Here is an 18,116-nt window from a genome sequence, read left to right on the forward strand (position 1 = left end):
CATCGATTCTGCCCGGCTTGCCTTCGCCCGCCGATTCAATGAAGTCGATGAGCAAATGATGGAGGTAGGTCACCCCGAGGCGCTCCCACTGCGGCGGACCTGGGAGGAGTTTCGAGAAACAATCGTCGATCCGTCTGCGGATGTCCTCCAGAATTCGGCCCGCCCTGAGCACTTCTTCGTAAATCTCGGAGACAGTCACCGCGGGCTCAACTGGTTTGCGAACATCTTTATCGCCATCGGCCTGCTGATCACGTTCCTTGGCATCATTGCTGCCCTGTCGACCCTGGATTTCAGCGGTGGGGTCGATGCGATGCAGGAGCGCCTCAATGAACTGATGAAGGTCGCCGGCGCAAAGTTTTGGGCCTCAGTGGGCGGCATCGTGGCGTCCATCGTCCTGCGTTCTTACGATTACCGGTTCGGTAAGCGGATCAATGACGGCCTCTCCATGCTCTGCGACAAGCTTGAGCATGGCATGGCCTATCTGCCGCCGCAGCGTATTGCGAGCGATCAGCTGGAGCAGCTGAAGGAACAAACCCCCGCCCTCAGGACTTTCTCCGAGCAGCTGGCTGCAGCGCTTGATGGCGCTCTCGAAAAGCAAATGGCCCCGATGATCACCCATCTAGGCTCGATCCAGCAAGGCATCGACAAGATCAGTGGTGGCGGCGGAGAAGCTGTCCGTGATGCCATCGCTTCGAGCGCCGGCGCCGAGATGGCGGGCCTTGCCGATGCGATCGGGGCAATGACCGTGTCGATGGCCACCATGTCTGAGCGGCTTGAGAAACAGACAGGAGAAGCGGACCGACAGATCGAGGAGGCGGTGCGTCGGTTTGGGCAAGCCTCCGAAGAGATGCGCACTGCGTTCGGTGACCTTAATCGCAACTTTGGCGTGATCGCCGACCGGATGCGCGAGGAAAATGAACAAGCGAGCGCACTTGCCCGCCAGAGAATGGATGAACTGCTCTCCAGCCTCGGCACAACGCTGGACGATATGAAAGTTGGCTTGGCGACCGCGGCCTCGCAGCTCGGGGAAGCCTCCTCCAACGCTGCAAATAATGCGGCAAGGATCGGCCAGGAAGCGATGGAGAAGTCCTTCTCCGAATTCGTGGAGCGCTTCAATGGAGCAGGCACTCCGCTTGTAGCCAGCATGAAAGATGCCGGAAGTGCGATCTCTGTTTCAGCTGATCGGCTATCTTCGGCCCAGACGGCGATTGGTGACCATGCACGGGCCATCGAGCAGGTCGCCGCCCGTTCAGGCGATCTGGCAACGGCATTCGGCACGGTCGCCAATGATGTCGAGGCAGCTGCCGCTCCTGTCCGTCAGTCTGCCCTGTCAATCGCCGAAGCTGTCAAATCGGTCGAGGCTGTCGTCGCCAAGAACGCGCAGTCTTCCGAGAGCGCCCGGGATGAAATGCGCGAGCTCGCCGCATCGCTGAATCAGACGGCAACAGCAGCCTCGTCGGCCTGGTCTGAATACCGGGCCCGCTTTGAGGAGGTCGATCGCTCACTCGGAGCGGCGCTCGAAAAAATCACTGATGCAGCGGGCAGCCACGCTACGAACCTCAATGAACGTGTTGGCCAAATCGATCGCACACTGGGCGAAGGTGTTGCCCAGCTTGCAGGTGCACTTGAGCCACTGACGACCCTGCGCGACACGGTCGAGGAACTGGCCGGAATTCTTGCGAACCAAAATCGGGAAGCTGCTGAATAATGGAAGGCGCCGTTCGCAGGAGACCCCCTGAAGAAGGCGAAAGCTACTTCATGTCCATGACGGACATGATGGTTGGCCTCCTTCTCATTTTTATCATCCTACTGGCTTACTTTGCATTGAATTTGCAGTCGAAGACCGAGGAGCTGACTGGCGCCAACCGAACCCGGGCAGAGATCCTAAACGACCTGCAGCAGTCTTTGAAGGACAAAGGCCTGCAGGTCGAAATTGACACGAAGACAGGTGTGCTCCGCCTGCCTGATGACGTGCTGTTCGACAAAGGGCGATGGGAGCTGAGCGACAGAGGGCAAGCCGCGATCAGCAAGGTTGCCAGCGCGATGGTCGAGGTTCTCCCCTGCTATACCACGTCAAACCTCTGCAAAGAGGAACGCTCAAAGCACCTGATCGACGCCGTCTTTGTTGAAGGGCACACTGATTCTGACGCTATGTATGGCGGGATGAACAACTATGGCCTTTCGGTTCGAAGAGCCGAAACGACGTTCACCATGCTTCAGTTCAATCAGCCGGCCTTGCGAGGGTTCCTCAACAAGCCAGCAGGGCAACCAGGTTCTGCGCCGATCCTAGGCCTGAGCGGCTACGGACCGGACCGCCCTATCGCGCAAGGTGATAGCGAGGCGGCGAAAAAGCGTAATCGACGGATCGACTTGCGGTTCCTGATGACCACACCCAGCGCGGGGCTGGACAAGGATATCTTGAGGCAGGAGCGATGAGCGTCCTGCGCGCGGCAATCGATCGTATGGACGCACTTGCGTCCGCCGGGCTTGCCAAGCCTCCGACAACGCAACCCGAATTACAGCGACAACTCGCCAAACTTGATGCGAGCATCGGTGAGGCGGAGCCAGTTGTCGAATTGAAGCCTTTTTTGCGCAGTGCGGCCGAGAATGGCGCCGAGGCGCTCCCGCGTTTCCAACTCAACCGGGTTCTGCGCGGTGCATGGTGCGATCCAGAGTTCGACGAGTTGGGATATACTGCTCTCGACCGTGCTGTCGAGGAACAGCGGCGCAGTTCCGATCAAGCAATGATCGATGGCTACCTCACCTATTTTCCGGTGGACCGGCCTATCATGGGCAAGCTTGCAGAGGCTGCCTCGAGTGCTGCCCTGCGACATGAGTGGGCATGGCGAGAGAGGGCCCAGCACTGGGAGTTATTTGCGCCCTCGCAAGGCCCTACACGGGTGGCACAGGATTTACTCGCGCGCGACGATGACCAGGTCTTCCAGCTGATGCGGGAAGTTGGGTTGGGAGCAAATCTAGCGGCGAGCGGCTTTGGGCAGGCAACGTTCGCCAGATTTTGCGTAGCGACAGCAGAGTTGCCGCCGAGCAAGGCAGTCCCGGCGCAGCGCAGCCTGCTGAGGCTCTTTGATAGGGAGGCCCTGGCAGGCCAGATTGAGCTCGTCGTGCGCGCGCTGCTGGAACCTTGGGTCAAGGAGAAGCCCGAGCCTGAGCATCGTAAGGCGATTTCCGAATTTCTCCTTGATCAGGTCGGTGATCCCCGTCTTCAGCGGCCCCGCTGGGACAGGATCGTTCGGTCTCTGGCCGAGAGCATTGGCGAAGAACGCGCAATTACAGTCACACAGGTCTTCAAACGCTGGCTTACCGAAGTCGCAATGCGCGAATTCTTCCGGGCTATCGCCAAGACTACCGATCGGCCCGATCAATGGGCGCAACGTGAAAAGTTCTGGATGGCCTACCTCGACGACGGCCTTGTCAGTGATGCATGGCCTGCCTTGGGTGTCCGGGCCCGCAACCAAATCGAGTATCTCATCAGACAAAGCGGCGAACGCCCGGAATATGGAATTATTCGAGGCGGCCCAGCCTCATCTTCCTCAATCATCATGCAGATTGGCGATCTCAGGATTTCCGAGTGGAGCGACAACGGGTCATGCCGCTTTTGGAGTGATAGCGATCCGAATGCTCCGAAGCTTTACGCAAAGATATATGACGGCGGAAAACTGCGGACCACGGCCGGTCGGACAGACTTCGAGTATGAATCTCACGTGCCTGCAAGCCCGGGTTGGGAAGGCAAGTTTGCGGGGATAATTAATCGCCGGACATCAATCTTGCACCCGCGGTTTGGGAAAGGCCGTGGGCGGAACTGGAACGATCGATGGTAAGCACCAAATTCGTCGCAACCCAACAGAGCGATGGCAGCGAGGCGATCACACTGTTGCGTGAGCGGCCGGGCGGGCTGTTCAAACGGGCGTCAAGCGAAACGGTGCCATACTCGGAATGGCCCAAGGTTGCTCCCGAAGCAGGGCAAGCAGCCTTGGCGCTCGCACGCTCGTTCGATCAGGAAGGGCAAATTGTTGAAGAGGACGGAGGGGTTGTCCTTCCCCCTCACATTGCCGCCCAACTCGACGAGGCCGATGCTTTTGCCCTCGGCTTGCCGCCCGCCACGCCTCTGACACTACAGCTGAACTCGAGCGGATCGCTCGCCGAAGGATCCATCACGGTCAATCCGAAGTGGATGCGCCGCGGCGGCGCGCCGGTCCGTGCTGATATTCTTGGCGTTCGTGTGCGAGAAGGAGGCCGCGTCAGCCGCATTCCAGAGCCCGTATTTTCCGTCTTCCTGGCTGCACAAGCGGTGAAGGCAGCCAGTGACGCCGACGAACGAAGAGCAGCCTTTGCCGAGCTTCGTGAACTACTGGGCGATAAGCTCGGGGCCGGCATCGAAGCCGACGGGTTTCTGGAACGCATTCGCATTGCCTACGCTGCAAACTTCTCGTTGAATGCAAAGACCGATCATGGTCGCTTCGACTTTGACCCGGTCCTCTTTTCAAGACATGTGGGCGAAACGACGGAGGGTGACCTCGTCGATGAAAATGAAGCCTCCTTGCTGACCCCGCAGGATACCCTGCATTTCCAGCGCAGATTTCGGAGCCAGGAAGGGGGGCGGCGTAGTTACCTCCTTTCCGACGGAACGCTGCTGTTCCTCGACCCCTTGCTGGGTAAGGCCCTCGACATCGTTCGGACCAAGCAGGCCGGCAGTTCGCAGGAAAAGCGCGAGTTCCTTCGCTCTCCCCAGCGGGTTTTGCGCGAAGAGCTGAAACTCGATGCTACCGGCGATGACGAAGCGGCCGACCGGCTTTTTATCGAGACGCAACAGTTTTCCGAACGTGTTAGCGGGATCGAGGTCTGGCAAAAACCGGTCCTGCCTTGGATCAAGCCGAAGTCCAACAGCTGGCTGCCCGAAAGCTTCGGCCTGAGGATTGGTGATCCTCCCGATGCACGACACATTGCCTTGGCTCCCGGTGACGCTGAGATTCTCGCTGGCGATCTTGAGACTGCGATCAAGGCGGGAGACGAAACCGTCGCTTGGCGCGACGAAAGCATCCCCGCCACCCCAGCTACCCTTCAGGCAACACGCGGAATTGCCGATCTTGAGCGACAAATCGCAGCGGAGACAGGAGACCAATCGCGATCTGAGGATGAACGTGAACCGGTCGACATCTTCTTTCTGCAGGTCGGGGAGAATTTCGAGCAACTCGATTATGCGCGTCTGCCTCGGCCGAAGTCCGCTCCAGAGGCATTTCAGGTTCCGGCCCTTCCGCAAGGTCTGAAATCCGAGCCAAAGCCTCACCAACGCGAAGCGTTTGCCTGGCTGACTGAAGCATGGGAGCGCAGGTTGCCTGGCGTCCTCCTCGCCGACGATATGGGCCTGGGCAAGACATTCCAGGCGCTCATGTTCCTGCTCTGGCTAAGATCCAACTCGGCCCACCCCAAACCAGTGCTGATCGTTGCGCCAACCGGCCTGCTTAAGAATTGGCAAGCAGAACTGGCTCAACACGTAGAGGCTGGCCTGATCGGGCCCGTGATTGAAGCCTTTGGGACAAACTTGCGCAGCTACCGGCTGGAGGCTGGAAGCGACATTCGCGGGGGCACCTCACGGCTGGATGCCGGCGAGTGGGAAGACGCAGGAATCGTTCTCACGACGTACGAAACGATGCGCGACTATCACATGAGCTTTGCGCGCATTCCGTTTGATGCGATCGTATACGACGAGATCCAGAAGCTTAAGAACCCGGCCAGCCAAATGACCCGGGCAGCCAAGGCGCTCAATGGTCGCCTGCAAATTGCCATGACCGGCACGCCAGTCGAGAACCGACTTCAGGATCTCTGGTCGATTGCCGATACGGTCTACCCTGGGTTCCTCGGATCGAGCCGGGAGTTCGAAAGCAGCTATCCGGCGAACGATCTGGCAGGCCTTGAAGACCTGCAGCAACGCTTGGTCGAGCGTGACGACGAGTTCCCACCCTTCATGCTCAGGCGCATGAAAGACGAGATCCTCACCGGTCTGCCCGAGAAAACAGCGCGCAAATACGCGGTCGAAATGCCACCTGCCCAGGCGCAGGCCTATGATCTCGTGCTCGCTAGAGCGCGCGCGCTTCGTGAAAGCGGCGAGCAAGGCGCGATGCTCAAAGTACTGCACATGCTGCGCGGGACATCGCTCCATCCGTTGGCGCCGCGCGGCGTCACGGATATTGACGCCTACGTTTCCCAGTCGGCGCGCTTGAAGAAGACGTTCGAGATTCTCGAGGACGTTAAACAGCGCGGCGAGAAGGCACTGCTGTTTTGCGAAGATCTGGAAATGCAGGCCTTTTTGGCCATGGCTATCCAGGAGCGCTTCGACCTCAAGCACAGGCCGATGTGCATCAGCGGCAAGGTGGCAGGTCATAAGCGCCAGGAGATGGTGAACGCATTCCAGAGCTCAGCGTCCGCCTTTGACGTACTAATTCTGTCTCCCAAGGCAGGGGGTGTTGGACTCACCATCACCGCCGCCAACAATGTGATCCATCTCTCGCGCTGGTGGAACCCAGCTGTCGAGGACCAAGCCACCGACCGCGCCTACCGTATCGGTCAGACACGTCCGGTCACGATCCACATTCCGATGGCTATCCATCCCGATGAGGCGATCGGTCCGTCGAGCTTCGATCAGCGTCTCGATGCCCTCATGGAGCGCAAGCGCTCACTGAGCCGTGGCCTGCTGATGCCGCCCGAGAGCGAGCGGGATGTTGAGGACTTGCTTGCAGACGTGCTCGACGGGAAGCGGGCCGAGCGACAAGATCAATCCGCCATAACGCCCGAAACGGAGCCCCAAACTGCCCGGGAGCAGGCTAGTTACAGCATTGAACGCCTCGCTGCGACAGAGCCCCAGGTCAGTGATGAGACGCCCAAATTCGCAGCGAGCGAATCCTTGCCGCCCGCGCCTGAGGAAGCGGCAACGCCTGGTCCGACTGAGGACAGAAGCGCGCCATCAGAGGACACAGCCGACGAGGTCGTCTCAGCGCCGTTGGACGGCCCGCTGGTTCGTCGCCCGATTCTCTCGGTGCGAACTCCCGTTGAAGCGGCAGAAGCACGGGCTTCCCACGTTCAGCGCGTGGTCTTCGAACAATATGGGCAGAGAGACTGGACCATTTTTGAGCAGCACGTCCGGGATGCGAAAATCGCACTGCTTGAGATTCAGGATCCGTACTGCTGCGCTGATGGGCAAGCGCGGGGACGACTCATCAGCTTCATCAGTCGCTTTGGTCAGCTCGCTTCACAAATCGCCGCCGTACATGTTGTGACCTTCGATGCGGACTCGGTTCAGACGCGGGAACCCGAAAGCACTAACGATCAACGCAAAGATCTCGAAGATCGATGGAACCGCATGCTGGCATCGGTGCAGTTGCACCTGGCGCAAAAGTCACGCCGATCCGTCGGAGACCTGCACGATCGTTTCGTTAAAGCCCGGCTCGCCAACGGGGACTCTGTCATCTGGGATTTGGGGCGAGGTATCGACGGGGTCATGAGCGCCCGCTGGTCCTGTGTAGTCAATGCTTTTTACGATAGAGCTTCACCAAGTTCGTCTCTGATGCACTGAAAGTCTCGTCCTCCATCATTGATTATAAAGTAATGTTCATTGATGGTTAGCGCACGGTGGGTAACGCCCGTTACCGGGCGATAATGCAGTTACAGGGGGCGATTCAGCAATGCAGGAACGCGATTTCAAGGCTGAAATCGAAGCTGCGCGCAACGATCCTGCTCAGCTGCGCAAGATTGCGGACGCAATTCAGGCGACAGGTGGTTCGCGTCTTCTGGTGATCCGGGCGATCCAGCTGGCCAGAGCCGCAGATACGGGTCCTCATCCCTTGGGCAAAGCAAGCGCCGAACTGGGCTTGCCTCGGCCAACCGGCCTGCCGCTTTACCGCTACAAGCTTGCGCCCGGAATGTTCGAGCGCATGGAGAAGAAGTTATCTTCCGGCCTCCCGTCTGACTGGCAACGTCCATCACTGGCACCAGCCTTTGTGCTGTGGGCCGCAGACTGGTTTCGGCGATCATATCAGGGCGGCGTCCAACGCTGGTCTGACATTGAGACGGTACTCGGGCTGCGGCTTTCGCAAGGTGAATGGCGTGATCTGGCCGACCAGGGGTTTCGCGCCTGGGGTATCGAGCCGTTTATTACGGCCCACGGCAATCAACGGCTATCCAACCTGGCGCGTCAGGGCGGATTCCCGGCCGCCGCGATGGCGAGCGGAGCAAGCTGGCCAAGAAAGTTTCTCGAACGGGCTGTTGGCGAGCTTCTAGGCTCAGACGCGCAGGACATCGGCACAGCAGTCGCCACCTGTGAGCGCAACGAATACCTGCTGCCGACAATCTGGCGCAGCCAGGAAATGTACGCGATCTGCGGCGAGCTGGCGCTCAAAATTGTGGAGTTGCGGGCATTCGCTGACAAGGAAGTACCCGCCGACGGTCGTCCGTACTCGGCGCGCCTTGACCAGGCCTACGAGGACTGGCGCGATGAATTGCCAATGACCTTGGACGGGGCGGCGGCGGGTCTGATCGATACGCTGCTGGAAGCCAAAAAACTCTCCAGCAGCGGGAGCATTCGCGTTGGTCGGCTGATTTCCCAACATGGCGAAGAATGGCGTGAATGCCTCGATTTCCATCTCGACGGACGATGGGATGATAAGGATCAGCTGCTTTCGCCCGGCAATCACGTTCGCGTATTCCTCCAGCCCTCCGATGGCTTGGCAGACCGCATCTCCGGCAGGCTTGCATATCTTGAGCACGAAGACGCCAACCGCTGGATCGCAAGACCGATGCGGAGCGAAGCTGCAATCGAGTTTCCATTCGACCTTCCGGTTACGGCCGAATTTCACGCACGCGGAGATCGGCTGGCGCGCAGCTTCATGCTGCCCGGAGGGAAGCCGGTGAGCAGTGGGCTGCGCGTATTTGAACGGCGCAGCACAAATGCCCAGCACACAGCCTTTGCTCTCATCGGCCAAGGCTCCGGCGCCTACAAAGCGGAGCCTGTTCTGATCGATGTTCCACAGGACTGGTCGGTCCGAGGAAAGGACGGCAACGCCGAGATCGAGCTCGAAGATTTTGCCTTCGCTCCAGGGCGCCGTCTTTATCGGTGCGCGGGCACAATCATGGCTCAGAAGAGCAATGGTGACAGCTTCCTTGTCCGAACCGGGCAGAGTGCGGACCGCAAAGACCGTCTCTCGATCGTGGCCAATTCAGTTTCCGGAGTGCATTCGCCTGACGGCGATCAGCTCTTCAAGCACCCGCTCCATGCTCAGGTGTCAGATGGCCTTTCTCACCGGGTCGCATCCCGGGGAGAGGTTCGTTGGCGGTTTGCGGGTCAACGTAGCTGGTCTGAGGACTTGGCCGCTGCGGGGCCAGGGTTGTGTGAATTCGCTTGGCTCGATGGATCAACAGGCCATGTGCGCGATCGACTGACTGCGTTCGTATTGCCCGCTGCTTTTGAGCTGACACAGCGGAGCAACGGGACCTATGCCGATATTGAACTGAGCGGTTGGGACTGGGACGCTGTGCTCGGCGAGGAAACGCCCAGTTCGCAGCACAGCTGGAGGATCAGGATTGATCCACCGCGCCGAGCCTTGCTGACCTTACGCCTGGCTCCCGCTCAGGCTTCTGCATTCGACCTGAAGGTTCCGCTCCAATCGAAGGAATGGCTCACAACATGGGGCGGAGACCTCCTCCCGCGCGACGCAGTTCTTGGCCTTGCCGATCTGCGTGACACAGTGGCACGCGTCCCCTCGACTTCGATCCTGATGGGTGAAGTGGCCCATCATGCGGGTGCTGCGCTAGACGCCGACTGGCGAATCGATGGGGAACTTGGCCTGTCGGCACTGCGAACGGATATTGCAGCCCTGATGCGCCCCCTTGGCATCGACGCTCAGGTCAGGCTCGATTTTCACAACGGGAGCAATGACCACTGGTATGTCACGGAGTTTGGAAACACCCTCGAGTGGGAGCCAAACGGAGGGCTCCGTCCGAGAACCGCGATAGTCGGTGAGGATGTTCGGGTGTGCGGCCGCTCCCTTGGGGCTCCCGAGAAAGAGCTCGAATTTGGCAGTTACGACGGTCTGCAGAGTGGCCTTGGAGGCCAGCTGATTCACTTGCCGCGCCTCAATGGTGATTGGCTTGTCTATCTCCGCGAGGGCTCCCGCGTCCTCACTCGGCCCAAATTTGTTTCAGGCGATCCGGATCACGAAGTTCCGCAGCATCGACTTGGCCGGGCCATGGCCCAGCCATTCGTTCAGGCGCAAGAGGACCTGCAGTCCCTCGTCGGCGAAATAGCTCATGATCCGACGACGGCCGAGGCCAGTCAGACGATCCAGGTCGTCATGAAGCTGGCCTTGTCGCTCAACGGGCTCCCACCACAGACATTCGAGATATTCAGCAAACTGGTACACGCCGGTGCCCTTGCTCCCCTGTTGCTGTACCGCTGTGAAGAGCAGCACTTGTCGACCATTCTCGAATTGTTCGACGGGCTTTGTTCGAGCTGGACCCTTTTGCCTTACGGCGCATGGGATGCTGCTTTCCAGGCCCAAGGATACTATCTCGTTACCCGGCTGGACGATCCCCAATGGGCGTTAACGAGGCTCACTGAGCGCCAGAATGAAATCGCAGCGCGCGCACCGCAGCTGGCCCCGCTGATTTGTCGCGATTTTTCGCCGGCGACCTGGGAGGACGTGCGCAGTCACTTCACCGACCATACCAGCGAGGGCATCAGCACGGACGCTGGCGGCTTCAACCCTTTCCGTCCCTCCTTCCACGATCTGCTCCCAAAGGAAAATTTCCTCGAATCCCTCATGCGGGTCTTTGATGCACCGTTTGTGGCAGCCTTGGCGGCAATGGGGCGGATCACACTCGACAAGGGACAGATTCTCACGGTGAAAGACGTCGAGCGACGTCATCCTGCATACTTTGCCAAGGCCTATGGCTACGCCCTCACGGAGCTTAAGAATGACCGCTAACAATATGCCCCAGCCTGCTCGTCTGTCGCCGATGGATGTCCATCGGCGCTTGCGGGCCGGCCTCGCAGAAGCGGTCGTGTCGCGGGCAGGCATCAGGCATGAGGGTCTGAACGCTTTCCTTCGCCACAATCTTGCCAGCACCGATCCCTCAAAGGGTGCTCTGCTGTCGGAACAGCTCTTTCAGGCCGCGCCGGGCTATGTTTCGTCCGGCAAAAGCCCTGATGAACTAGCCTCGCTGCTCCATCCCCGCACGATTCAAGCGATCACGCAAACGCCGGATAAGGAATTGCGGTTCGACTATCCGGCTTACGCCCACCAGCTGAGCACTTGGGAGCTGCTGAGCAGTGCCGACCCTCAATCCGTGTTGGTCTCCAGTGGAACCGGTTCTGGCAAAACCGAGTGTTTCCTCGTGCCGCTGCTCGATGACCTGGTCCGCGCGTCTGAAGCAGAGGGCCAGCTGACGGGCGTGAGGGCCCTCATGCTGTATCCGCTCAATGCGCTGATCGCGAGCCAGGAGAAGCGTCTCACGGCCTGGACGAAACCGCTGACCGGCGATGTACGCTTCGGACTCTACAATGGGCTGATGGGAACGGCGCGGAAATCAAGCCGCGACAAGGCCGAGCACGAAATCCCGCATCAGGTTCTCTACCGTGAAACCCTTCGCGCAAATCCGCCACCCATCCTCGTCACGAACCAGACGATGCTGGAGTACATGACGATCCGTCGTGAGGACCGTCAGATACTCGATGCATCTCGGGGCAAGCTGCGTTGGATCGTGATCGACGAGGCGCACAGCTACATCGGTTCAGCCGCTGCGGAGCTGTCCCTGTTGCTCCGACGCGTCATGAATGCGTTCGATGTGACGCCCGATCAGGTCCGATTTGTGGCAACCTCAGCCACGATAGGGTCGGCGGATGACGCGGAGGCGGTTGCTTCGCTCCAGAGGTTTCTCTCCGATATCGCCGGCGTTCCTCTCGATCGCACCCATGTTGTGATCGGCAAGCCGCAACCGGTGGACCTTTCGAAGGTGCTGACCGCATCAGACGATCCGGCGGCCCGCGTGGTAGCCGAGATGCTCGAAGAAAAGCCGCAGACCATCTCGTCGCTGTCGTCTGTGACGACGTCTGCCGAAAAGATCCTACTCGACCTGTCTGCGCACAATGCCAACGAGGCGAGACCGGTCCTGCCGATGCGCGCGCACAGTTTCACGCGCGCGATTCCTGGCCTGTGGACCTGCATTAGCTCGGACTGCACTGGAGGCACACGGCCGGAGGGCTGGCCGTTTGGCCCCGTCCTGTTTGATCAGAAAGACAGTTGCCCGCACTGCCAGTCGCTTGTGTTTGAGATCCAGAGCTGCCCGGATTGTGGCGAGCCGTTCCTGCCTGCGGACGATCTGGGTGACAGGGTCTTGCCGCGGCGAAGCGATCAAGACACCGACGAGTTTCGCGAAAACAGCTACCGCGATCGCGACCATGAGGATGAGGATGACGAGGAGGAAGAGCGGCAACCTGATGGCATCGGGCATCCGCGTCTGATCGCTATCAATGTGCAGTCCCAATCGACGCCTGTTGGATTTGACGTCATCAGCGGCGAATTGAACGATGGCGCGGGCCAATTCCAGCTGACTCAATTGAACGAGGGTCGCTGCCCTACGTGCCTCAGCAACAAGCGCCACGGAAGGCCTGCGATGCTGTCTTTCCGTTTTGGCACGCCGTTTCTGACCCAGAATGCAGCGCCAATCCTCCTGGAGGGTGTTTCACCGCACCACGCAGAGCATGCTTTGCCTTTCGATGGTCGCCAGCTCATCAGCTTCTCCGATAGCCGACAGGGCACAGCCCGGTTTGCCGCCAATATCGAGACCAACGGTGAGCGCGGATTTGTTCGCGGGTTCATCTACCATGCGGTGCAGAAGGCGGCGCAAGGCAGCGACCTCCCGGAGGAAAAGCGGCAGGAACTAATCCAGAAGCGTGCAAAGCTCGCGAGCCTCGTCGATGAAATGCCTTCGTTCAAGGACGACATCGCCAAGATCGACGCCGAGCTTAACGGGGTCGGCGCAGCCGGCATTGCTTGGAAGGAACTGGTATCGGCGCTGGCCTCGGAGCCGACGATTGGCATGATGGCCAAGGTCTGGGACCTTGATCGCAGCGAGCGCTATCATGACAATCGCGAAGCTCTCGCGCGCTTCATGATGCTGCGTGAACTTGCGCGCAGACCGCGTAACGCCAACGCCATGGAAACGCTGGGTCTTGCACGCTTGTGTTTCCCCGATATCGAGCGGATCGGCAAAGAAAAGCTGCCTGAGGCCGTTGCAGCAAAAGGTTACTCAATCGAGGACTGGCGCGACTTCCTGTACTTCATGGTTGACTATTTGCGAGGTCAGTTCGCGCTGGACGTCGATGACGCGGATGCTCGTTGGATGCCCGGTAGGGCCCGACCGAGGAACGTTATTGGTCCCGACCAGCCGCCCGGAGCGAAGCGAGATCTCATTTGGCCCTCGGTCAACACGAAGGGCCGCCAGCCAGACTCCGTCCTCCTTCTTGCTACCGCCCTGGGTTTGGATATCTCGGAGCCGCGCGATCGCCACGAAATCAATCAACTCCTTCGCACAGCGTGGGAACACATGGCGCCGCTTCTCACCGGTGTCGGCGGAACATACAGTTTGCGTTTGGAGAAGGCCGCAGAGATCGAGGCCGTGACGAAAGCCTGGCAATGCCCGCTTACGCGGCGGGTGTTGCCCCGGCTCGTGTTCGGCCGTTCGCCAAACCTTGTCACCACGGGAACCGGAAGGTTCGACGGCAAGGTGGTCGCGGAAGTCGAATTCCCGAAGCTGCCGCATACCCGGCCGCTCAATTCCGAGACCAAGCAAAGGTTGGTCAACTGGCTGGGTGACAATGAGCTGGTGCGGTCCCTACGCGGCCTGCATCTATGGACTCACCTCCATGATCAGGCAGCGCTTGCGACCCCTTATCTGCGTGCTGAAGAGCATAGCGCGCAGCAGCCTCCGCATCGCCTCCGGGACTTCGAGGAGCAGTTCAAGCAAGGCGACATCAACCTCCTTGCCTGCTCGACGACGATGGAAATGGGCGTCGATATTGGCTCGATTGAGGCGGTCCTGATGACCAATGTTCCGCCCTCGATTGCCAACTATAACCAGCGCGCCGGTCGAGCGGGACGACGGGGCCAAGGGTTTTCGACGAGCCTGACGCTTGCACGCAACACCCCGCTCGATCTGGAAACGTTCGCCGATCCGGCCAGCTACCTTGCCCGCAAGCTCGCATCGCCGCGCGTGTCTCTGGATTCGGACCGGATCGCTCTGCGCCACGCGAATGCCTATCTGCTCGCCCAATGGTTCCGAGAGGTGGATGGCGAGTTCGCCCGGACCAAGACGGGCGACTTCTTCGGCTGCCGCGCCGACCTTCGACCTTTCGAAGGGCTGCCGCCCGTGGACGCCTTCTGCGAATGGGTTCGACTGCCCACTACTGCTGCAAACACAGACGCTGGGCTCAAACGCCTGCTGAAGGGTACTGGTCTCGAATTCGACACCGCGATCCGTGAGCACACGGCTGTGATGTTCGAACAGGAGGCCGCAAGCTTCCGACGGACCTGGCAGCGCCTGAAGGACGATGCAGATGCGCTGGAAGGTCCTGCAAAGAAGGCAATCGAGTTCCAGGCCCGGCGCCTGTGCAAGGAGTTTCTGCTCAAGGAGCTGGCAAATCGTTCACTGATCCCGGGAAGCGGGTTTCCTACCGCCGTTGTTCCCTTCGATACCTTGTGCGCTGAAACCCAGAAGGCGCAGGATCGCCATCGCTCGGACGAGGAGGGTACGCGAGATCGCCGCTATGAATGCCCAACTCGCAATGCCGACATTGCAATCCGTGAATATGCTCCTGGTGCCGAGGTTGTGGTTGATGGCCTCGTCTGGAAGTCGGCCGGCGTAACGCTCAATTGGTTGAGCCCGATTGATAGCGGCCAGCGCGAGCCGCAAAACTTGCGCTGGGCTTGGTGGTGCGATCAATGCGGCGGGGCCGGCTCCGATCATCAAATGCCTGAGCGTTGCGACCATTGCGGCGATCCGAACGTCAAGACGGAGCAATTCCTCGAGCCCGCCGGTTTCAGGGTTGACTGGAACGCGCAGCCCCATGCCGACACCGACCAGGCGGTCTACATCGAGCCCAAGTCACCAAAGGTCAGCGTCGGAGCCGCCTTGTGGCAGCCCCTTCTGCAGCCGGAAAGTGGGCGTATCCGTGCTTCGCACGATGGTTACATCTACCACCATTCGCGCGGACCAAACGACAAGGGCTACGAGATCTGCCTCGAGTGCGGACGAGCCGGAGAAGCGGGTACAGATGCTCTCAAGGATCACTGGCCGCTTACGCCGCGCGACAAGAAGGCGATCGATCGCTGTCCGGGCAATGATCAGGGATACGCGATTACGCGCCCCTTGGCACTGGGACACGAGGTTCTGACCGACGTGGTCGAGATCCAAGTGCCAGGGCTTGAAAACGACGGTGCTGCCTGGGCGCTCGGGGCCGCATTGCGGGAAAGTCTCGCTCGCTGGCTCGGGATTGAGCCGCGTGAACTGGGAATCGCTGTAGCTGCGAGGGATGGCCAGTTGGGCCGCAAGACACCTTCGTGTTGAGTTGCACTGAGAAGTGACCCGGGATTTTCATTGAGAAGTGACCCGGGTGGGCGTGGATGATGTGCTGCCTGCGACGAGCAGGGTCAAGCGGGTGATTTGTCCTTTCTGGATTTTGGGGCGGCGGAACTGGCTCTGAAGCGGAAGCTGTCATTGCCGGTTTCAAGGATATGGCAATGATGCGTGAGGCGATCCAGCAGGGCGGTGGTCATTTTGGCATCGCCAAAGATACTGGACCACTCGCTGAAGCTCAGGTTGGTGGTGATAACAACGCTGGTCCGCTCATAGAGTTTGCTGAGCAGATGGAACAGCATGGCCCCGCCTGAAGGGCTGAAGGGTAGATATCCCAGCTCATCAAGGATGACGAGGTCGAGGCGCAACAGACGCTCGGCCAACTGGCCCGCTCTGTTTGCGGCCTTTTCCTGCTCCAACGCATTGACCAGATCGACGGTGGAGAAGAAGCGGATCTTTTTGCGGTGATGCTCAACCGCCTGGACGCCCAAAGCCGTCGCGATGTGGCTTTTGCCGGTGCCTGGTCCGCCGATCAGTACGACGTTGTCGGCGCTATCCATAAAGTCACCACGGTGAAGTTGACGCACGAGCGCCTCGTTGACCTCACTGACGGCAAAGTCGAAGCCTGCCAGATCCTTGTAGGCCGGGAACCGGGCTGCCTTGATCTGGTAAGCAATGGACCTGACCTCCCGCTCGGACATCTCCGCCTTGAGAAGCTGTGAGAGGATCGGAACGGCAGCATCAAAGGCTGGCGCGCCCTGCTCGATCAGATCACCAGCGGCTTGCGCCATGCCATACATTTTGAGGCCACGTAGCATGACAACCACAGCGGCGCTGGCCGGATCATGACGCATGGCGTAACGCCCTCAGCGTGTCGTAGCGTTCGACATCGGCAACAGGCTCCTGGGCGAGGCGCAGGGCCTGCGGGGCATCGATTGGGGATGCCGGTGGAGCCTTGCCATCGATCAGGCGGTGCAGAACATTGAGGATGTGGGTTTTGGTCGGCACCCCAGCTTCGAGGGCCAGTTCGACGGCGCTGAGCACAGCCTGTTCGTTATGCTGTAGAACAAGGGCGAGGATTTCGACCATCTCCCTGTCACCACCGAGCCGCTTGAGCAGATGCCCCTGCAGTTGCCGGAAGGCTTCGGGCATTTCGAGGAATGGCGCCCCATTGCGCAAAGCGCCAGGCTTGCGCTGAACAACTGCCAGATAGTGCCGCCAGTCATAGATCGTCTGCCCCGGCTTCTGGTGAGAACGGTCGATAATCCGGTTGTGCTCGCACAAGATTTGCCCCTCGGCCGCGATGACCAACCGATCAGGATAGACCCGCAGGCTCACTGGCCGGTTCGCAAAGGATGCAGGAACGCTATAGCGATTGCGCTCGAACGCGATCAGGCAGGTCGGCGACACGCGCTTGGTATGTTCGACAAAGCCATCGAAGGCCCGCCCCATCGGCATCAGGCTGATAATCTCAACGGCGTGCACATCGGCAACTGTGCCGGGGAGGACGCCATGCTGGATTTCTCCCCATTGTGCGATGCACCGCTCTTCCAACCAGGCATTGAGGGCATCAAGATCTGGGAAGTTGGGCATTGGCTGCCATAACCGTCGACGCGCATCCTGAACGTTTTTCTCGACCTGACCTTTCTCCCAGCCTGAGGCCGGATTGCAAAAATCCGTTTCGAACAGGTAGTGGCTGGCCATGGCAGCGAACCGCGCATTGACCTGTCGGACTTTGCCCTGGCCGATCCGGTCTACAGCCGTCTTCATATTGTCGAATATTCCACGCTGAGGCACGCCGCCCAGCACCCGGAAGGCCTGCGTCAGTGCGTCGAACAACATCTCGTGCGTTTGCAGCAGATAGGCTCGCGTGATGAACGCCCGACTGTGGGAGAGCTTGGTATGGGCCACCTGCAGCTTGGTAGGCCGGCCATTCAGAAGGGCGTAATCTTCACTCCAATCGAACTGAAAGGCCTCACCGGGCTGGAAGATCAGCGGTACGAATGTGCCGCGCCCACTGGTTTGCTTTTCATATTGGCGTTCGGTCTTCCACGAGCGGGCGAAGGCGGCAACACGGCTGTATGATCCCTCGTAGCCCAGCTTAACCAGATCTGCATGTAGCTGCTTGGCTGTTCGCTTCTGTTTGCGCGACTTGCCAGATTCCACCCGCAGCCACGTCGTCAGTTTTTCTGCAAACTGATCAAGCTTGCTCGGCCGTTTGGGAACCTTGAACGTCGGCTCCACCGCGTCATCGCGCAGATATTTGCGGATCGTGTTGCGCGATAATCCAGTCCGCCGCCGGATCTCGCGAATGGGGATGCCTTGCCGAAAATGCCAGCGGCGGATCACACTGAGTAGGTCCATGTCGATCACTCCGATGCCTCCTGACTGTCAGCCAGGGGCGAGGAAAACATGGGTCAATTCTCAGTGAAAACTTATAACCCTCCCGGGTCACTTCTCAGTGCAACTCAACA

General features: G+C 59.7%; 8 protein-coding genes. 6 read left to right on the top strand and 2 right to left on the bottom strand.

Annotated features, from left to right (window positions below):
• The 6 genes from zorA to EBBID32_RS10385 form a co-directional block, all read left to right on the top strand.
• Nucleotides 1–1,708: anti-phage ZorAB system protein ZorA (gene zorA / locus EBBID32_RS10360; protein ID WP_037490060.1), on the top strand; the 1,708-nt coding region annotated here is incomplete at its 5' end.
• Between the two features lie 50 nt (nt 1,709–1,758).
• On the top strand, nt 1,759–2,436 hold the full coding sequence (locus EBBID32_RS10365) for an OmpA/MotB family protein (RefSeq protein WP_231382162.1): 678 nt from the start codon (nt 1,759–1,761) through the stop codon (nt 2,434–2,436).
• A complete protein-coding gene (locus tag EBBID32_RS10370) occupies nt 2,433–3,839 on the top strand; it encodes an EH signature domain-containing protein (RefSeq protein WP_006955895.1) in 1,407 nt (468 codons plus the stop codon). The genes EBBID32_RS10365 and EBBID32_RS10370 overlap by 4 nt, the downstream gene beginning before the upstream one ends.
• A complete protein-coding gene (locus EBBID32_RS10375) occupies nt 3,833–7,588 on the top strand; it encodes a DEAD/DEAH box helicase (RefSeq protein ID WP_006955897.1) in 3,756 nt (1,251 codons plus the stop codon). Before EBBID32_RS10370 ends, EBBID32_RS10375 begins: the two co-directional genes overlap by 7 nt.
• A 109-nt stretch (nt 7,589–7,697) precedes the next feature.
• On the top strand, nt 7,698–10,994 hold the full coding sequence (locus tag EBBID32_RS10380; protein WP_006955899.1) for an STY4851/ECs_5259 family protein: 3,297 nt from the start codon (nt 7,698–7,700) through the stop codon (nt 10,992–10,994).
• On the top strand, nt 10,984–15,633 hold the full coding sequence (locus EBBID32_RS10385) for a DEAD/DEAH box helicase (RefSeq protein ID WP_231382163.1): 4,650 nt from the start codon (nt 10,984–10,986) through the stop codon (nt 15,631–15,633). The genes EBBID32_RS10380 and EBBID32_RS10385 overlap by 11 nt, the downstream gene beginning before the upstream one ends.
• 83 nt (nt 15,634–15,716) lie before the next feature.
• Here EBBID32_RS10385 and istB read toward each other — a convergent pair whose 3' ends face one another.
• Together istB and istA are read right to left on the bottom strand one after the other, a co-directional pair.
• Entirely contained in the window at nt 15,717–16,496 is a 780-nt protein-coding gene (gene istB, locus EBBID32_RS10390; protein ID WP_006955904.1) for an IS21-like element ISRsp3 family helper ATPase IstB, read from the bottom strand.
• The gene (gene istA / locus EBBID32_RS10395; protein ID WP_032490240.1) at nt 16,486–18,006 is read right to left on the bottom strand and encodes an IS21-like element ISRsp3 family transposase; all 1,521 of its coding nucleotides are present in this window, start codon (nt 18,004–18,006) and stop codon (nt 16,486–16,488) included. The genes istB and istA overlap by 11 nt, the downstream gene beginning before the upstream one ends.
• Nucleotides 18,007–18,116 lie beyond the last annotated feature (110 nt).

The organism is Sphingobium indicum BiD32, assembly GCF_000382885.1.
GTDB classification, from domain to species: Bacteria; Pseudomonadota; Alphaproteobacteria; order Sphingomonadales; family Sphingomonadaceae; genus Sphingobium; species Sphingobium japonicum_C.